This window comes from Cognatishimia coralii (genome assembly GCF_037478305.1).
GTDB classification, from domain to species: domain Bacteria; phylum Pseudomonadota; class Alphaproteobacteria; order Rhodobacterales; family Rhodobacteraceae; genus Cognatishimia; species Cognatishimia coralii.
The window spans coordinates 574878-592157 of record NZ_JBBGAZ010000001.1; the positions used below are offsets into that span (position 1 = coordinate 574878).

General features: G+C 56.8%; 15 protein-coding genes and 3 tRNA genes. 7 read left to right on the forward strand and 11 right to left on the reverse strand.

Features of this window, described 5'->3' with window-relative positions; translation table 11 throughout:
• Positions 1-202 precede the first annotated feature (202 nt).
• Positions 203-279 (reverse strand) — tRNA-Asp (locus tag WG622_RS02985).
• A 47-nt stretch (positions 280-326) separates the two neighbouring features.
• A tRNA-Asp gene (locus WG622_RS02990) sits at positions 327-403 on the reverse strand.
• Between the two features lie 217 nt (positions 404-620).
• Between WG622_RS02990 and WG622_RS02995 the strand changes: the two genes are divergently transcribed.
• Both WG622_RS02995 and WG622_RS03000 read left to right on the forward strand, forming a co-directional pair.
• Positions 621-696: transfer RNA gene (locus tag WG622_RS02995), tRNA-Val, on the forward strand.
• A 138-nt stretch (positions 697-834) separates the two neighbouring features.
• Complete coding sequence (locus tag WG622_RS03000; RefSeq protein WP_339402221.1) at positions 835-1011, forward strand: hypothetical protein; 177 nt, start codon at positions 835-837, stop codon at positions 1009-1011.
• 16 nt (positions 1012-1027) lie between these two features.
• Here WG622_RS03000 and WG622_RS03005 read toward each other — a convergent pair whose 3' ends face one another.
• The 3 genes from WG622_RS03005 to WG622_RS03015 all read right to left on the reverse strand — a co-directional run bounded on the left by WG622_RS03005 (position 1028) and on the right by WG622_RS03015 (position 3347).
• Positions 1028-1390: a hypothetical protein gene (locus WG622_RS03005; protein WP_339402222.1), complete on the reverse strand. Its 363-nt coding sequence runs from the start codon at positions 1388-1390 to the stop codon at positions 1028-1030.
• Between the two features lie 84 nt (positions 1391-1474).
• Positions 1475-2182 (reverse strand): RlmE family RNA methyltransferase, encoded by a 708-nt coding sequence (locus WG622_RS03010; RefSeq protein WP_339402223.1) that lies wholly within the window; start codon positions 2180-2182, stop codon positions 1475-1477.
• A gap of 52 nt (positions 2183-2234) precedes the next feature.
• On the reverse strand, positions 2235-3347 hold the full coding sequence (locus WG622_RS03015) for a Ppx/GppA phosphatase family protein (protein WP_209356411.1): 1113 nt from the start codon (positions 3345-3347) through the stop codon (positions 2235-2237).
• 243 nt (positions 3348-3590) lie between these two features.
• Between WG622_RS03015 and WG622_RS03020 the strand changes: the two genes are divergently transcribed.
• The 3 genes from WG622_RS03020 to WG622_RS03030 are packed head-to-tail and all read left to right on the forward strand — an operon-like array spanning position 3591 to position 5926.
• Positions 3591-3887 (forward strand): virulence factor, encoded by a 297-nt coding sequence (locus WG622_RS03020; protein ID WP_209356412.1) that lies wholly within the window; start codon positions 3591-3593, stop codon positions 3885-3887.
• A gap of 35 nt (positions 3888-3922) precedes the next feature.
• Complete coding sequence (locus WG622_RS03025; protein WP_339402684.1) at positions 3923-4846, forward strand: methylenetetrahydrofolate reductase; 924 nt, start codon at positions 3923-3925, stop codon at positions 4844-4846.
• Between the two features lie 9 nt (positions 4847-4855).
• Complete coding sequence (locus WG622_RS03030; RefSeq protein WP_339402224.1) at positions 4856-5926, forward strand: methyltetrahydrofolate cobalamin methyltransferase; 1071 nt, start codon at positions 4856-4858, stop codon at positions 5924-5926.
• Between the two features lie 112 nt (positions 5927-6038).
• On the opposite strand, the gene pgi is transcribed toward WG622_RS03030, so the two are convergent.
• The 3 genes from pgi to zwf are packed head-to-tail and all read right to left on the reverse strand — an operon-like array spanning position 6039 to position 9755.
• Positions 6039-7634, reverse strand: a complete 1596-nt coding sequence (pgi, locus tag WG622_RS03035; protein WP_339402225.1) for a glucose-6-phosphate isomerase — start codon at positions 7632-7634, stop codon at positions 6039-6041.
• A 4-nt stretch (positions 7635-7638) separates the two neighbouring features.
• Entirely contained in the window at positions 7639-8310 is a 672-nt protein-coding gene (gene pgl, locus WG622_RS03040; RefSeq protein WP_339402226.1) for a 6-phosphogluconolactonase, read from the reverse strand.
• Positions 8307-9755, reverse strand: a complete 1449-nt coding sequence (zwf, locus tag WG622_RS03045) for a glucose-6-phosphate dehydrogenase (protein WP_339402227.1) — start codon at positions 9753-9755, stop codon at positions 8307-8309. Before zwf ends, pgl begins: the two co-directional genes overlap by 4 nt.
• Positions 9756-9928: 173 nt before the next feature.
• Between zwf and WG622_RS03050 the strand changes: the two genes are divergently transcribed.
• Both WG622_RS03050 and gyrA read left to right on the forward strand, forming a co-directional pair.
• Positions 9929-10870: a radical SAM protein gene (locus tag WG622_RS03050; protein WP_339402228.1), complete on the forward strand. Its 942-nt coding sequence runs from the start codon at positions 9929-9931 to the stop codon at positions 10868-10870.
• Between the two features lie 119 nt (positions 10871-10989).
• Positions 10990-13731 carry a DNA gyrase subunit A gene (gene gyrA / locus WG622_RS03055; RefSeq protein ID WP_339402229.1) on the forward strand — a complete coding sequence of 914 codons (2742 nt, stop codon included), beginning with the start codon at positions 10990-10992 and terminating at the stop codon, positions 13729-13731.
• Between the two features lie 72 nt (positions 13732-13803).
• Here the strand turns inward: gyrA and WG622_RS03060 are convergent, their stop codons facing one another.
• From WG622_RS03060 to WG622_RS03070, 3 genes are all read right to left on the reverse strand, one after another.
• Positions 13804-15279 (reverse strand): carboxypeptidase M32, encoded by a 1476-nt coding sequence (locus WG622_RS03060; RefSeq protein WP_339402230.1) that lies wholly within the window; start codon positions 15277-15279, stop codon positions 13804-13806.
• A complete protein-coding gene (gene ctaA, locus WG622_RS03065; protein ID WP_339402231.1) occupies positions 15280-16419 on the reverse strand; it encodes a heme A synthase in 1140 nt (379 codons plus the stop codon).
• Between the two features lie 67 nt (positions 16420-16486).
• Positions 16487-17236 (reverse strand): RNA methyltransferase, encoded by a 750-nt coding sequence (locus WG622_RS03070; RefSeq protein WP_339402232.1) that lies wholly within the window; start codon positions 17234-17236, stop codon positions 16487-16489.
• Positions 17237-17280: the final 44 nt, after the last annotated feature.

Genomic DNA, 17280 nt, shown 5'->3' on the forward strand with positions numbered 1-17280 from the left:
TAGGGGCAATTGTTAAAGGTCTGTTGCCTGCCAGCACCTACGAAATCAACATTAAAAACATGGGATTAAGATTGTACAAACTTTGGCAACAATACTTGGGCGCATCACAGGAGATGAGACCCGTGTCACACGATAACTTGCCTTGTTTCAAACAACAGAGAGACCGTGCTAAAGGTATATTTCGATTTAATCGGGGGAAAAGTGGCGCGGTTGACGGGGCTCGAACCCGCGACCCCCGGCGTGACAGGCCGGTACTCTAACCAACTGAGCTACAACCGCGCGTGACCTTTCGGTCTATGTCGCCCTACCTGGGCCAGGTTTCAGAGTGGCGCGGTTGACGGGGCTCGAACCCGCGACCCCCGGCGTGACAGGCCGGTACTCTAACCAACTGAGCTACAACCGCTCTCTGAAAAACCGCTTGTGCCGTGGCCGTCGCGGTGAGCTGTGGTTTATGCGTCCGCGCTTGCAGCGTCAAGCGAATTAGATGCGCCTTTGACGATTTTTTTGCACGTTTTTCATTCCGTGTTTTGCGCCGGGTTTGAGGGCGCAAAAAAAATCAAAAAACATATTTTTTGCTCTTGTCCTCCCCCCAGATAACAGATTAGAACCCACGCCACGGCGGGTCGTTAGCTCAGTTGGTAGAGCGCTTCGTTTACACCGAAGATGTCGGGAGTTCGAGCCTCTCACGACCCACCATTTACCCCCTTAGCTCTATCGACACTTGCGCAGTTGCTGCCGCAATTGATCATGCTTTGCGCGCAGAGTCGGCGCAATGCTGCCCCATTATCTGATCATTAAGCCTCTTGTGACATACGGCATAAGAGGACCTCTGCCATGATGATGAACCCCAAGGCGTTTCTGCCCGCCTTTAAACAAACGCGCCACGGGCGGCTGTTCGAGCTGATCAAACAAGCCGAGTGGGTCAGTGCGACGCACCACCAAAAAGAGACCTCGCAAGAGGCCGAGATGCTGGCGTTTCGCGACATGGCGGCGGGGTCTTTGTTTCGCTAATTGATCACTCGGCTGGTTACTTTTCACCCTCACGAAAAGCCGCAGGATCAAGCCGCGCTTGCCAGTGATAATAGGTCTCGATGCCATGAGCATTGCCAAAGGCAATCAATTCAGTCCCGATCTTGCCCGGCTCGGCAAACCTCCCCACAATATAGACCATCGGTTTCAGCGGTGGGTCGTGAGGGATATTGCGTGACGCCACCCAAGCCTGCACAAAGCTGTCTCGAGAACTGGCTTTGTCCAATCCGAACTCAATCGCGTGAGTCGCTGTCACACAGTCGATGACGTTATAACTGTCTCCATAATCATAACGGATCTCTTGCTCGCCCCCAAGGGACGCACACAAAAGAGCTGATGCCATGGCTTCGCTGATATCCATGAAAACATGGTATCGTTAACCAAGGTTAACGCAATTGGGCCTGGAACCTCTTTGGGTTAGGAAACCCAGGTAATTTGCATAGGGTCAGCCGCGAAATCCGGTTGCCACAACGAATTTTTCCGACGAATCCGCGCGGGAACTCGGTGGTTTCATATTCACGACTTTGTTGAACTTCTGCTTGAGCAGTTTTTGCAACTCGCCTTCAGCCCCACCGGCGAGAACTTTAGCAACAAAGGTGCCGCCCTCGTCCAGAACATCAAAGGCCAGATAGGCCGCAGCCTCGCAAAGCGCGATGATCCGAAGGTGATCGGTCTGTTTATGCCCCGAGGATGAGGCGGCCATGTCAGACATCACAACGTCAGCTTTGCCGCCCAGCCAGTCTTTGACCTTTTCATCCGCGTCGTCTTCCATGAAATCGAGCTGATGGATCTCGGCCCCCGGCAAGGGATCGACCTCTTGCAGGTCAATGCCCAAAACCGTTCCGATTTTCTTGCCGGCTTTCTCACCCAAAGCGTTCACACGCGGCACGGCAACTTGCATCCAGCCTCCAGGCGCGCAGCCAAGGTCCACGACCCGTGCTCCGGGCACAAGAAATCGAAATTTATCGTCCAGCTCCAAAATCTTAAACGCCGCACGCCCGCGATAGCCTTCGGCCTGTGCGCGCTTCACGTAAGGGTCGTTCAATTGCCGCTGCAACCAACGGGTCGAGCTCAGGCTACGGCCGCGAGCAGTCTTCACCTTTACCGTCAGATCCCGTTGTCCACGACCGGATGTATTTTTCTTTTTGACCATAAGTCCGCCTCAGCAAAGAGCGCCCAAAGGGAGCGATGCGCGCCCTATAGCGCTAATAGACACCGTCTTCCAGCACCCCATCCGCGCTCATCTGCGCATAAAGCAGCCCTTCACGCAGGCCACGGTCCGCCACAGACAACCGATCCGTCGGCCAAGCGCGCAACAAAGCCTGCAAAATCGCCGACCCAGACATAATCAACGCATGCCGATCCTGCCCAATCCGAGGATCCGCCCGCCGACCGGCAGGCCCAAGGCGCAGGTAATCGTTAATGACCGCATCGATTTGCTCCGAGGACATCCGCAAACCATCCACCTTGGTACGGTCATACCGGCGCAATCCCAGATGACTCGCGGCCACCGTCGTCACAGTCCCTGAGGTGCCAACGATCTGAAACCCTTCGCGCGATTGTTCGTCCGCATAGGGTGCGAAATCCGCCAGCTTCTCTTCAAAGAACCAGCTCATCAACGCAAAGCGCGCGGAATCATCGTCCACGTCATTGAATTGATCCCTCAGCGTCGCGACGCCCAGAGGCACAGAGATCCAATCCACCACCCGCGCCGCTGGAAACGGCGTTTCAAGCTTATTGAACCCCGAATGCATCCGCATAATGGCCTTGGGCCGATCCACCGGCGCCACATTGCTCAGATCAATCCACACAAGTTCCGTAGAACCGCCGCCAATATCCACCACCAAGAGCTGTTCCGTCTTGGTGCTAACCAAAGGCGCGCAGCTGATCACCGCCAGACGCGCTTCTTCCTCGGGCTTGATGATTTCAAGCGTCAGCCCGGTCTCGCGGCGCACCTGTTTGACGAAATCTTTTGAATTGCGCGCGCGCCGACAGGCCTCGGTCGCCACCAAACGCATGCGCTTCACGCCATGACGCTTCAGTTTCTGCTGACAGATCCGCATCGCCTGAATCGTGCGCCGCATGGACCCGCGGGACAGACGGCCGGTGGTCTCTAGCCCTGCCCCAAGCTGCACGGATTTAGAAAAGCTGTCGACCACATGAAACTGACTGCCCTTAGGTTGAGCAATCAGCATGCGACAGCTGTTGGTTCCCAGATCCAAAGCGGCGTAAAGCTCGCTGGGATCGGGTCGGTTCGGCGCGGGGCTCTCTACCGGTTTTGGGAACGCGCCCGCACCTTTGGGACGCTTTGGCGCCATAGTTCACGCCTTCCATATCGAGTTAGTCTCAGCCTAGACCCGATATTGACTTCCCGCAATCCCGCAGATTTCCAATTCAAGAAGATCATTAAGATTTTTCATGGGCCTCACTGTGGAGCGACCGCAACAAACCGTCTATGACACAAGAGGTCGCAGCTTGCGTCCCATAAGTCGAAAACGAACATAGAGAACTCCCCCCCTGTGATTACCTATGGATCACCGTTTAGGAGGTAGAATCAGATCATGCATGATGTCACGATTGTTTATTGGCGCGATATCCCAGCCCAGGTGATTGTGGGCAAAGGGCGTCGTGGTGCGAAAAAACAGCTCGCAGAGCGGTTTGAGCAGGCAATCGACCGTGCGGCGATGAAAGTCGGCGCGGCGGACACTGATGCGTATCTGGCCGAATGGCGCAAAGCCGCGCCCTACCAAATGGACGGCACCCCAGCCGAAATCGTCGAGGCCGAAGCGGCTCGACTTGAGGCAGAGTTTGATCAGGAGAAAATCAAAGCCCTGATCGCGAATGAAGGATGGGAATGACCCGCGTGCGGGGCAATCAGCTTTGGGAGGCCGTCATGGCGCTTTTGAACTTTAAAAAGAAAACCGAGTCCGGCACCGTTGTGACGCCGGAGGTTGAGGCCTTTCTGGATGGCTATTCCATCGAGGTCATGCCGCGCACTGCAGAGAAGGTCGAGGATTTTCGCGATCTGCTGCCCCAAGGCACCCGTGTCTATATCGCCCATATCGAAGGCACGCCGATTGAGGACATGGTGAAGACCGCCGCGCGTATCGCGGGCGAAGGCTATAACGTCATGCCGCATTTCCCAGCGCGCATCATCAAGGACAAAGCCACACTGGAAAACTGGATCGCCATGTATCAAGGCGAAGCCGGCGTGAAACAGGCGCTTTTGCTGGCCGGTGGTGTGACCACGCCGCATGGCGAATTTGACAGCTCTATGCAGCTTTTGGAGACCGGTCTCTTTGATAAAGCGGGTTTCACCAATCTGCATGTTGCAGGCCACCCAGAGGGCAACAAAGACATCGACCCAGATGGGTCCACCAAGAACGTCGACGACGCGCTGCGCTGGAAAAACAAATTCAACGAGACCACCGATGCCTCTATGGCGCTGGCAACCCAGTTCGCCTTTGACGCAAAGCCGATCATTGCCTGGGCCGATGGTCTGAAAGAAGCCGGTATCGACCTGCCGATCCACATCGGCATCGCCGGCCCTGCGAAACTGCAGACCCTGATCAAATTCGCCATCGCCTGCGGCGTCGGTCCTTCTCTGAAGGTTCTGCAGAAACGCGCGATGGATGTGACGAAACTCTTGCTGCCCTATGAGCCAACCGATGTGATCGCCGAGCTCGCCGCCCACAAAGCTGCGAACCCGGATTTCAACATCGAGAAGGTGCACTTCTTCCCACTGGGCGGCATTAAAACAAACGCAAAATGGGCCATCGAAAACGGCGGTTCCTCTACGAAACCTGTGAACGGATAAGGAAAAAGAATGACCCGTACCGTTGTAGAATCCGGCTCTCAGACCGCCATTATCGGTTTTGATCAGCCTTTCGCCGTGATTGGCGAGCGCATCAACCCGACAGGCCGTAAGATCCTGAATGCCGAGCTGGAAGCAGGCAATTTTGAGCGCGTCAAAGCCGACGCGATTGCTCAGGTCGAGGCTGGCGCGACCATTCTGGACATCAACTCTGGTGCTGTGTTCAGCAATAAGATGGCCGAAGACGTGCGCTATGCGGACAACAACTTTGTCGAGCCAGAGCTGATGCGCCAACTGGTCGAAGTTGTGCAAAGCGTCACCGACATCCCGCTTTGTATCGACAGCTCTGTGCCCGGTGCTCTGGAAGCTGGTCTTGAAGCCGCAAAAGGCCGTCCCCTGCTGAACTCTGTGACTGGCGAAGAAGAGCGTCTGGAACTCGTGCTTCCTCTGGTCAAAAAATACAACGTGCCTGTGGTTGCGATTTCCAACGACGACACCGGGATCTCTGAGGATCCAGAAGTGCGCTTTGCGGTTGCGAAAAAGATCGTGGAGCGTGCGGCGGATTTCGGCATTCCAGCCCATGACATCGTGGTCGACCCTCTCGTGATGCCAATCGGCGCGATGGGCACCGCTGGCCTGCAGGTGTTTGAACTGAACCGCCGTCTGCGCAATGAGCTGGGTGTGAACACCACCTGTGGCGCGTCCAACATCTCCTTCGGTCTGCCAAACCGCCACGGCATCAACAACGCCTTCCTGCCAATGGCAATGGCGACAGGCATGACCTCTGCGATTATGAACCCAGTGGCGCTGCCTGTGGGTCCAAAGAAGATCGCTGAAAAGAAAGCAGAGCTGGAAACAGCGGGTATCGTGATCCCTGCAGATATGGATGATGAGACCTTTGTGACCATGTTCGGGATGGGCTCGACTAAGCCACGTCCTGGGAAAGAAATGGAAGCGATCCGCGCGGCCAACTTCCTGACCAACAATGACGATGGGGGTGCCGCTTGGATCAAGTTCAACGCTGCCCCTGCGAAAGAAGGCGGCCGCGGTCGCCGTGGCGGTGGACGTCGTCGTCGCGCCTAAGCGCCAAGTCAAAACAACAAAAGCCCCGCCAATGCGGGGCTTTTTTGTGTCCGATTTCTTTTAAAGAAATCGAAATCGGAAACCTTAAAAGTATCCGCATCACTTTTAAAGTTCAACGCAGAGCATTGATTTTACTGATGATTGCAGATGTCGCCGGATGCACTTCACTTAGGTCAGCGTCTACTTCTACAGCAGGCAGCAATTTGTTTGCCAGTTCCTTGCCAAGCTCGACACCCCATTGGTCATAAGAGTTGATCCCGAGGATCACCCCCTCGACAAAGACCCGATGCTCATACAGCGCCACGATCTGTCCCAAAACAAAGGGCGTCAGCTTCTGATACACCAAAGTCGTCGACGGTCGATTGCCTGCAAAGACCCGCTGCATCGCATGGGCCTCCAGAGCCTCGCCTTCATGACCCGCAGCCGCCATCCGCTCTTTGGCAACCTCATAGCTGCGCCCCAAGAGCAAGGCCTCTGACTGCGCTAAGCAATTGGCAAGAATGGCTTTGTGGTGGTGCGCAAGCTCAGGTTCATGCCCCTCAGCCCCCACCATAAACTCGCATGGCACAACTTGTTTGCCCTGATGGATCAGCTGATAAAAGGCGTGCTGGCCGTTCGTGCCGGGCTCTCCCCAGACGATTGGACCAACAGTCTGAGAAACCTCTTTGCCATCGCGGGTCACGCTTTTGCCGTTACTCTCCATCTCCATCTGTTGCAGATAGGCCGGAAAGCGCAGAAGGCGCTGCTCATAGGGCAAGACCGCACGGGTCGCATGCCCATGGATCTGATGATGCCAAATCCCAACCAATGCCAAGGCAATCGGCATGTTTTGCGACAGATCAGCCGTCACAAAATGCTGATCCATTGCTTGAGCACCACGCAGGAAGTCATTGAAATCATTTGTGCCAATAGCCAACATGATCGACAGACCAATCGGGCCCCACATGGAGTAGCGCCCTCCGACCCAATCCTCGAACCCAAAGACCCGTTCCGCCGGAATACCAAATGCCGCCGTGGCCTCAAGGTTCGTTGAGATCGCCGCAAACTGCGCCGCCGGATCAGACACAGACTTTGCCATCCAATCCCGCACAGAGGTTGCATTCATCATGGTTTCCTGCGTCGTAAATGTCTTGGACGCCACCAGAACCAAGGTCGTCGCAGGGTCCAAACCATCGAGCGTATCAGCCAGATCCGCGCCATCCACGTTCGAGATGAAATGCGTGCGTGGCCCGTCGGCGTAAGGTTTTAAAGCAATCGTCGCCATCACGGGCCCAAGATCAGACCCGCCGATCCCGATATTCACGACATCGGTGATCTTGCCGCCCTGCCCTTTGAATTCACCAGACCGCACGGCCTCGGCAAAATCACCCATCTTGGCCAAAACCTCTTTGACTCCCGGCATGACGTCTTCGCCGTCGACCTCAACAGGTCCACCGTCCAGATTGCGCAGCGCGGTGTGCAGAACCGCGCGATCCTCGGTGACGTTGATCTTTTCGCCCGCAAACATAGAATCGCGCCATTTCGCGACCTCGGCTTGCTCTGCCAACCTAACCAGATCTTCCCAGCAGGCTTCTGTTATGTCCGTCTTTGCGTAGTCAAAATAGAGACCATCTGCGGTGATCGAAAACGCCTCAGACCGTCCCCCATCTTCAAATAAATCAACAATACGAGGCGCCTGCGCCTGATGAGCTTTCAACACGTCCCACATAGGGTTACTCCGTCCAATGAACTGTTGCGCCGTCCAAAACGGCGGCGATGGGGGCCTCGACATGCGGCAAAGTCCGCGCCTTTTGCAGCGCGTCCATCTTGTCCTGCCCTTTGAAAACAACGTGTTTGGCCAGCGCGCCATTGAGAGCCCGCGCTGACAGCGTGATCCGCGCCTCGGGCTGACTTTCAGGCCGTACCGGCAACAAAATCGGCGCGTGCGCGTCCAAAGCCGCCGCGATGTAGGGGCTATCGGGGAACAAAGACGCCGTATGCATATCCGCTCCCATGCCCAAGACCGCCACGGCGATGGGCAGATCGGCCTCGATGGCCTCCATTAGCCCCGCGAGTGACTCCTCTGGTTCCGGCGTTTCCGCGTAAAGCGGCACCATCCGCGCCGAAGCCGCGCGATTGACCAAGAGCCGCTCGCGCACCAACCGTGTATTTGAGCGCGGATGATCCCCCGGCACCCAACGTTCGTCGGTCAGCACCACATCAACACGCGACCAATCCAAGTCCGCCGCACACAAATCGTCAAAAATCGGCCCCGGCGTGGTCCCCCCCGGCACCGCGAGCATCGCGCGATCCGCGTTGTGCAGCGCAACCGTCAAATCCCCCGCGATTCTTTGCGCGACCTCAATCGCCATCATGTCAAAATCGCTGTATTTCTCGATCTTCATCGACCAATTTCCCGCCAATTGCGCCCGTCGCGTTCGATCAGCAAATCCGCGTCAGTTGGGCCGTTAGAAAAGCTCTCATAGGGCTTTGGGACATCGTGACGCGCCTCCCAGCCCTGAATGATCGGGTCGGTCCAAGCCCAGGCGGCCTCGACCTCGTCGTCACGCATGAACAGCGTCTGATTGCCCCGGATCACGTCCATAATCAGCCGCTCATAGGCGTCAGGTGTGTCGGCGTCCTCGCCCAAAGCCTCAGCAAAGCTCATGTCCAGAGGCACATCCATCAGACGCATCCCCCCGGGGCCCGGCTCTTTGATGGTCACGCGCAGGTTAATGCCTTCGTCGGGCTGCAGCTGAATGCGCAGTTCGTTGTGGTGTTCGCCCGCCTCGGGGCCAAAAATCGAATGCGGGGTCTGCTTAAAGACCACATTGATCTCGCTATCGCGCGCCTTCAGCCGTTTGCCCGTACGCAGATAAAACGGCGTGCCCGCCCACCGCCAATTGCTGACGTGACACTTCAAAGCAATGTAGCTTTCCGTCCGCGACCGCGGATCGCCCACGTCCTCGCGATAGGTCACCTCGTCAGAACTGTCGGTATATTGGCCTCGCACAATGTGATGCGGCTCAACCGGAGTCAGCGCGCGAATGACCTTGAGTTTTTCGTCCCGCACGGCGTCGGGTTCAAAGAAAGACGGCGGCTCCATGGCGGTCAGACACAAGAGCTGCATCAGGTGGTTCTGCACCATATCCCGCATGGCACCCGACTTGTCGTAATAGGCACCACGCCCCCCAACGCCCACGTCCTCGGCGACAGAAATCTGTATGTGATCAATGTATTGGCTGTTCCAGAGCGGCTCAAAGAGCATATTGCCGAAGCGTACCGCCATCAGGTTCTGTACTGTTTCTTTGCCGAGGTAATGATCGATCCGGTAAATCTGGCTCTCGTCAAAATGGCGTCGCAGAGTGGCGTTCAGGGCCTTAGCACTCTCTTGATCGCGGCCAAATGGTTTTTCGACGACGATCCGCGTTTCCGTATCCACCAACCCATGTTTGTGAAGCCGCTCGGCGAGCGCTTCAAACAAGCTCGGGCCAACCGAGAAGTAAAACGCGCGGACCTTATCAAAGGCAGGCAGTTTTGCTGCCAAATCCGCCCAGCCCTCTTCGCCCAAAGCGTCGATGGTCACATAGTCCAGCGTGTCGACAAAGCCCGAGATCTGATCGGCATCCGGCGTGCCAAGCGCATCCTCGACCGCCTCAACCACGAAATCCTGAAACCCAGACAGATCCAACTCGGACCGCGCTGCAGCGATAATTCGCGACCCAACCGGCATCTGCCCATCGCAAAACCGTTTAAACAACCCCGGCAGGATTTTGCGGCGCGCCAGATCGCCTGTGCCCCCAAAAATCACCAGATCGAATGTTTCAACCGGAATAATACGCGAAACCATGCTACCCTCTGCTCTCTCACCCAACTGCCCGAGCGACTGTTAGCGCAAACACCGCTTAACAATTGACCGTCCGTTAAGCAAGTCTACTTCACATCTCTGTCAGTATATCTGTAACGACTTTCCCTCATAGGCATATTTTCATAAGCAAGATCGACCAAAAGAAAGACAGGCATATGAAAGACGCGGTAAATTTCGGCAAGTTTCAGGATCCCTTTGTGACCGCAAAGGGTGATACCCGCGCGCAAGTGCCACTAAGCGATCCGCAGACGCTGTGGTTCAACACGGGCACGCTGTGCAATATCGAATGCGAAAACTGCTATATTCTGAGCTCTCCGACCAATGACGCGCTGGTCTATCTGACGGCGGATGAGATCACCGACTATCTGGATCAGCTTGAAGACCGCAATTGGGGCGTACGCGAAATCGCCTTTACGGGCGGTGAGCCTTACATGAACCCCGAGATGAACGAGATGACCCGCCGTTGTCTGGAACGCGGTTATGACGTCTTGGTTCTGACCAACGCCATGATGCCGATGCAGCGCAAGAAGGTGAAAGAAGGCCTTTTGGAGCTGAACGCCGCCTACCCCGGCAAGCTGACCATGCGCATTTCGGTCGACCATTGGTCCGAAGAGCTGCACGACAAAGAGCGTGGCAAAGGCAGTTTTGACAAAACCATCACTGGCATGGAATGGCTGAGCGAAAATGGGTTCACTATGGCCGTCGCTGGGCGCACCGTTTGGGGCGAGACCGATGCGGACTCCCGTCAGGGCTATGCGGATCTTTATGCAAAACACGGCTTTGACATTGACGCGAACAATCCGGGCATGACCGTGCTTTTCCCTGAAATGGACGAAACCGTCGAAGTCCCCGAGATCACCACCGACTGCTGGGGCATTCTGAACAAACAACCAACCGAGGTCATGTGTTCAAACTCTCGCATGGTGGTCAAACACAAGGGGGCCGACGCCCCCAGCGTAATTGCCTGCACATTGCTGCCCTATGAGAAAGAATTCGACATGGGCCGCACGTTGGAAGAGGCCGAGAAATCGGTGCAACTTAACCACCCACATTGCGCGAAATTCTGCGTTTTGGGCGGGGCGAGCTGCTCGGCGTAAACCACCCCTAATTTCGGCGAATTCTCCACAATGGCGATGCAGCCATTGCACCCCATATGCTGCCTCTGTTATAAAAGCTTCAACTAAATATTGAGCCCAAGACAGAAGCGAGCTAAGACTTGAGCGACACGCCTGAAACCCCTGAAAACGAAGAAGAAAACATCGTAGAGCGCATGCATCACGATGGTCCAACTGTGACCATCGAAGAAGAGATGCAGACCTCATATCTCGATTACGCGATGAGTGTAATCGTGAGTCGTGCGATTCCTGACCTTCGGGACGGTCTGAAACCGGTCCACCGCCGCATTCTTTATGCGATGCACGAGACCGGAAACAGCCACGAGAAAGCCTATCGTAAATCGGCCCGTCCGGTTGGCGATGTCATGGGTAAATACCACCCGCATGGCGACGGCGCGATCTATGACGCGCTGGTTCGGATGGCGCAGGATTTCTCGATGTCACTGCCGCTTTTGGACGGTCAGGGCAACTTTGGCTCCATGGACGGCGATAACCCCGCCGCCATGCGCTACACCGAGGTGCGCATGGACAAGCCGGCGGCCTTCATGCTGGCGGATATCGAAAAAGACACGGTCGATTTTCAAGACAACTACGACGGCAAAGACCAAGAGCCGACGGTTTTGCCCAGCCGTTTCCCCAATATGCTGGTCAATGGCGCGGGCGGTATTGCGGTGGGTATGGCCACAAACATCCCGCCCCATAACCTGGGCGAGGTCTGCGATGCCACTTTGGCCCTGATCGAGAACCCGGATCTCAGCTCCGAAGACCTGATCGAATATGTCCCCGGCCCTGATTTCCCAACAGGCGGCATTATGCTGGGCCGTTCTGGTGCGCGCAAAGCCTATCTTGAGGGCCGTGGCTCGGTCATCATCCGTGCCAAGACTCGCGTCGAAGAGATCCGCAAGGACCGCTACGCCATCGTCATCGACGAGATCCCCTATCAAGTCAACAAAGCGTCGATGATCGAGAAGATCGCAGAACAGGTCCGCGAGAAGAAGATCGAAGGCGTGGCCCATGTGCAGGATGAATCAGACCGCAACGGCGTCCGCGTCGTGGTCGAACTGAAACGCGACGCGACGGCTGAGGTCGTGCTGAACCAGCTCTTCCGCTTCACGCCGATGCAGACCTCCTTTGGCTGTAACATGCTGGCGCTGAATGGTGGACGTCCTGAACAGCTGACGCTGCGGGCGTTTTTGACCTCTTTCATCGACTTCCGCGAAGAAGTCGTCGCGCGCCGCACCGCGTATGAGCTGCGCAAAGCACGCGAACGCAGCCATATCCTCTGTGGTTTGGCTGTGGCTGTTTCCAATGTCGACGAAATTGTCGCCACGATCCGCGCGTCTGCCGATGCGGCGGAAGCGCGTGAGAAACTGATGACCCGTCGTTGGCCTGCCGCTGACATTGCGGGCTATATCCAGCTGATCGACGATCCGACCCATACGATGAATGACGACGGTACCTACAACCTGTCTGAAACTCAGGCCCGTGCGATCCTTGAGTTGCGCCTGCAACGCCTGACCCAGATCGGCGTCAAAGAGGTCACCGACGAGCTCGAAGAGCTGGCAGGCAAGATCAAGGAATACCTCGAGATCCTCAGCTCTCGTGAACGCATCATGGGTCTGATTTCCACCGAACTCGTGGAAGTCAAAGAGAAATTCGCCGTCGACCGCCGCACCGAAATCGTGGATTGGTCGGGCGACATGGACGACGAAGACCTGATTGAGCGCGAAGATATGGTCGTGACGGTGACGTCTGGCGGCTACATCAAACGCACCGCTCTGGCCGACTTCCGCGCGCAGAAACGCGGCGGTAAGGGTATTTCGGGCATGCAGACCAAAGAAGAGGATGTGGTCACGACCCTCTTTGTGGCCAATACGCACACGCAGCTCTTGTTCTTTACGACCGACGGTATGGTTTACAAGCTGAAAACCTGGCGTCTGCCGCTGGGCGGACGGACCGCCAAAGGCAAAGCGATTGTGAACATCCTGCCGATCCCGACGGGCGTCTCGATCGCGGCGATCATGCCGGTCGACCGCGACGAGAAGGAATGGGACGACCTGCAGGTGGTCTTTGCCACCGACCGCGGCACTGTTCGGCGCAACAAGCTGTCTGACTTCACGAATGTGAAGTCCAACGGCAAAATTGCGATGAAATTTGAAGGCGATAGCGAAGATTGGTCAATGATCGACGCGCGCATTGCGTCTAACGATGACGACGTGATGCTGGTCACAAAATCCGGCCGCGCCATTCGCTTTCCGGCTACCGATGTGCGAGTCTTTAACTCGCGCGCGTCAACCGGTGTGCGGGGCGTGAAACTGGGCGACGATGACCGCGTGGTCTCGATGTCGATCATCCGCCACTTTGACGCGACATCGGACGAACGTGCCGCCTACCTCAAAATGCGCCGCGCTGTTGCGGGCGCTGTCGATGATGAGGCCGCAAGCGACGAAGAGGCCAATGAAAACGCGACCATCAGCCAGGAACGCTATGCAGAGATGTCGGCGGCCGAGAACCTGATCCTGACGATCACAACGGGTGGCGCGGGCAAACTGTCCAGTTCCCATGATTATCCGGTGCGTGGACGTGGCGGCATGGGCGTCGCGGCCATGGACAAAGCCATGCGCGGCGGCGCGCTGGTCGCCTCCTTCCCGGTTGAGATGGGCGATCAGATCATGCTCGCGACCTCTAAAGGTCAGTCGATCCGTGTGCCCGTGGATGGGATCTCTTTCCGGTCACGGTCCGCTGGAGGCGTGCGCGTGTTTAACACTGGTAAAGGTGAAGAAGTCGTATCCGTCGCTTGGATCGCAGAACAGAATGAGGAGGAAGAGGGTTCCGAGGAATAACCCCTCTCTACGTCACGAAAAACAAAAGCCCCGAGGATCTCCCCGGGGCTTTTTCAATTCTATATCAGCGCATTACAGGCCGTATATCTCACCGAACTTAAACTCAAGATAGTCAAGTAATGGCTCAGGCGACACCTCTGATCCGGTTGCATGCATGATCGTATCAACGGGTTTGCGCAATCCACCATGCCGCTGCAGGTTCTCACCCAGCCACCCTGTTGCAGCCGAGGTATCCCCCCGCGCCAACTGCTGATCCAGATCCGGCACGGCAGCCCGCATCGCCGCATTCAAACAGCCCGCGTAGACATTGCCCAGGGAATAGGTCGGGAAATACCCAAAGAGCCCCACCGACCAATGCACATCCTGCAACACACCGTTAGACGGCGTATCGACCGCATAGCCAAAGTCGCTCTCAAAGCGATCATTCCAAGCAGCCTCTAGATCAGCCACCTGCAGATCCCCCGCCATCAACGCGCGCTCCAGCCCAAAGCGCAACATGACATGCAGGTTATACTGCACCTCATCCGCCTCGGTCCGAATATAACCCTGCTTCACACGGTTGACCGAGCGATAGAACTCCTCGGCCGAGGTAATCCCAAAGTCTCCAAACGCGGCTTGCATCTGCTCAAATAGCCACCCGGTAAAGGCGCGCCCTCGCCCGATCTGGTTCTCATAAATCCGGCTCTGGCTTTCGTGCACTCCCATCGACACGCCACGCCCCAATGGCGTCAGCAGATAGTCCTGAGAGATATTTTGTTCATAACAGGCATGCCCGACTTCGTGAATTGTCGAGTAAAAACAATTGAATGGGTCGGCCTCATCCACCCTCGTTGTGATCCGCACATCAATGCCCGATCCCGAGCTGAACGGATGCACGGCTTTGTCGATACGCCCTTTGTCAAACCTATAGCCAAAGGCCGCCGCCAACTCGTGGCTCAGTTTCAACTGCGCGGCTTCGGGGAAATGTCCAGTCAAGGCCGCAGGTGCTTCAGCCTCTAAACACGCGCCTCGCAAAGCTACCAGTCGCGGTCGCATCGCGTCAAAGATCGCAGCGATTTCTGAAGCCTGAGTATAGGGCTCATAGTCTTCCAAAAGCGCATCATAGGGATCACCACCCGCTGCCAGTGCCTCGGCTTCTTGACGACGCAAATTCACCACTTCCTCAAGGATCGGCAGGAAGGCTGCCACATCCTCGTCCGCCCGCGCCTGTGCCCAGATACCTTGCGCCTTAGACGTCACCCGCGCGAGCTGGCTTGCCAGCTCCACGGGCACTTTCTGCGTCCGCTCATAGCTGCGCGTCACTTCGCGCAACTGAGCTTGCCCTGTTTCGTCCAGGTCTGATGCATCAATCGAGGAAATCCACTCCGCCACCCGAGGATCGATCCGGCGCGCATGTAAAACCGTCTCCATCGCGGCCATTTCCTCAGCCCGTTGCGGCGCAGACCCACGGGGCATCATGGTTTCCTGATCCCAACCCAAACGCCCAGCCACTTGACCCAGTGCTTGAGTTTCGCGCTGGAACGCCATCAAATCATTGTAAGAACTCATTTACGCCTCACGAATAGAAGTAGAGATCGGATAGAAAGATAGGAAGCGCGCCCGCAGGATCAGCACCCAGACCAGAACCGCCATCAACTGATGCACAATCGCCAACTGCCAAGGCGCGACATAGAGAACCGTCGCGATGCCCAACACGATCTGCACCGCCAATGCCGCCATCACCGCATTAAACGCAAACCGCGTCGCCCCATGCGCAGATCCTCGCGCGCGACGCCAGACAACAACCGCAAAGATCACCAAGAGGTAGCCCCACATGCGGTGAATGAACTGCACAAGCCCGGGGTTCTCAAAGAAGTTGCTCCACCATGGCGTCAAACCAAAGGCGTCCGGCGGAAAGACCCCGCCCGCCATCAGCGGCCAATCGGTGAACGTACGCCCCGCATCAATGCCCGCAACCAACGCGCCCAAAAGGATCTGCACAAAGCATGCATGCAAGAGCCCGGTGGACAGAGAATAGAGCTTGGCTTCCTTGCCGCGTCGCGCCTGCATCAAGTCTTTCTCAGGCCGCGACAGCAACAGAATGTACCACGCCAACACGCCCAAAATCACAAAGGCCAGCCCCAGATGGGTCGCCAGCCGATAGGAGGCCACATCCAAGCGGTCTCCAGACAGGCCCGAGGACACCATCCACCAGCCAATCGCACCTTGTAGACCGCCCAGGAGCCCCACAGTCCACAAACGACGCGCCCAACCCGTCGGAATGTTGCGCGTCACTGCGAAACCCAGGAAACCCAGAGCCCAAACAAGCCCCACAGTACGCCCAAGCTGCCGGTGTCCCCATTCCCACCAGTAGATAACTTTGAACTCGGCCAGGCTCATGCCCTTGTTTTGCAACTGATATTCGGGGATCTCGCGATATTTGTCGAATTCGACCTGCCAGGCTTCAGCCGACATGGGAGGCACAGCCCCGGTCACAGGCTTCCACTCGGTAATCGACAGACCGGAATCCGTCAGCCGTGTCAGCCCCCCCACGGCGATCATCATGACCACCATCACAAACAGAATGCCCAGCCAAATCCGGATCCCGCGCCGCGCGCCTTTTGGCGCCTGATCGATCACGCCCCCTGCCGGCACCGCCACATCGGCCTTTTCGCCAACCTCTTCAAAGATGCTGCGCTTCTCGCTCATCGCTGGATCCTCAACTGATCTTATTTCGCCAGAGAGTAGGTCGCTGAGCGTAGGGCTTCAAGTGCGCTCAATCGTCTTTGCGGTCTTTCCAGCGCACCATTTGCCGCATCATCCCATGCAGCATCTGGATATCGGCGCGGGTCATGGGAAAGCGCGACCACATATTGCGCAGATTGATCTTCATACCTTCGGCTTTGGGTTCCGGGAAAAAGAACCCCGCCTCGTCCAACCGATCCTCAAAATGCCGTGCCAAAGCGTCCACGTCGCCCTGACTGGCCCAATCGCTGCCGGCCATCGACATGCGTTCCGGCGCAACGTCCGCCGCACCACGCATCCACTCATAGGCCGTCAACAAAACGCATTGCGCGAGGTTCAGCGAGGCATATTCCGGGTTCACAGGCACATTGATGACCGCATTTGCCAAAGCGATATCGTCATTCTCAAGCCCCGCCCGTTCTGGCCCATAAAGAACCGCAACCTTCTGACCTGCCGCGATTTTCTCGCGCGCGACAGTCATCGCGTGCTCTGGTGTCATCACCGGCACCGTCAAATCCCGAGACCGCGCCGTCGTGGCAAAGACATAGGTGCAATCCGCAACCGCCTCAGCCGTCGAGGCACAGATCTGCGCCTCATCCAGCAACCGCCCAGCCCCCGAGGACATGGCAATCGCCTTCTGGTTCGGCCACCCGTCGCGCGGATTGACGATCCGCATCCGGTCCAACCCGAAATTCCACATCGCCCGCGCGGCCCCGCCGATGTTTTCCCCCATCTGCGGGCGCACCAAAACCATGACCGGTTGCGGGGTTTCACTTGGCATCAGGCTCTCCTGTCAAAATCCGCTCGCTCTTAGCGTGGCCAAAG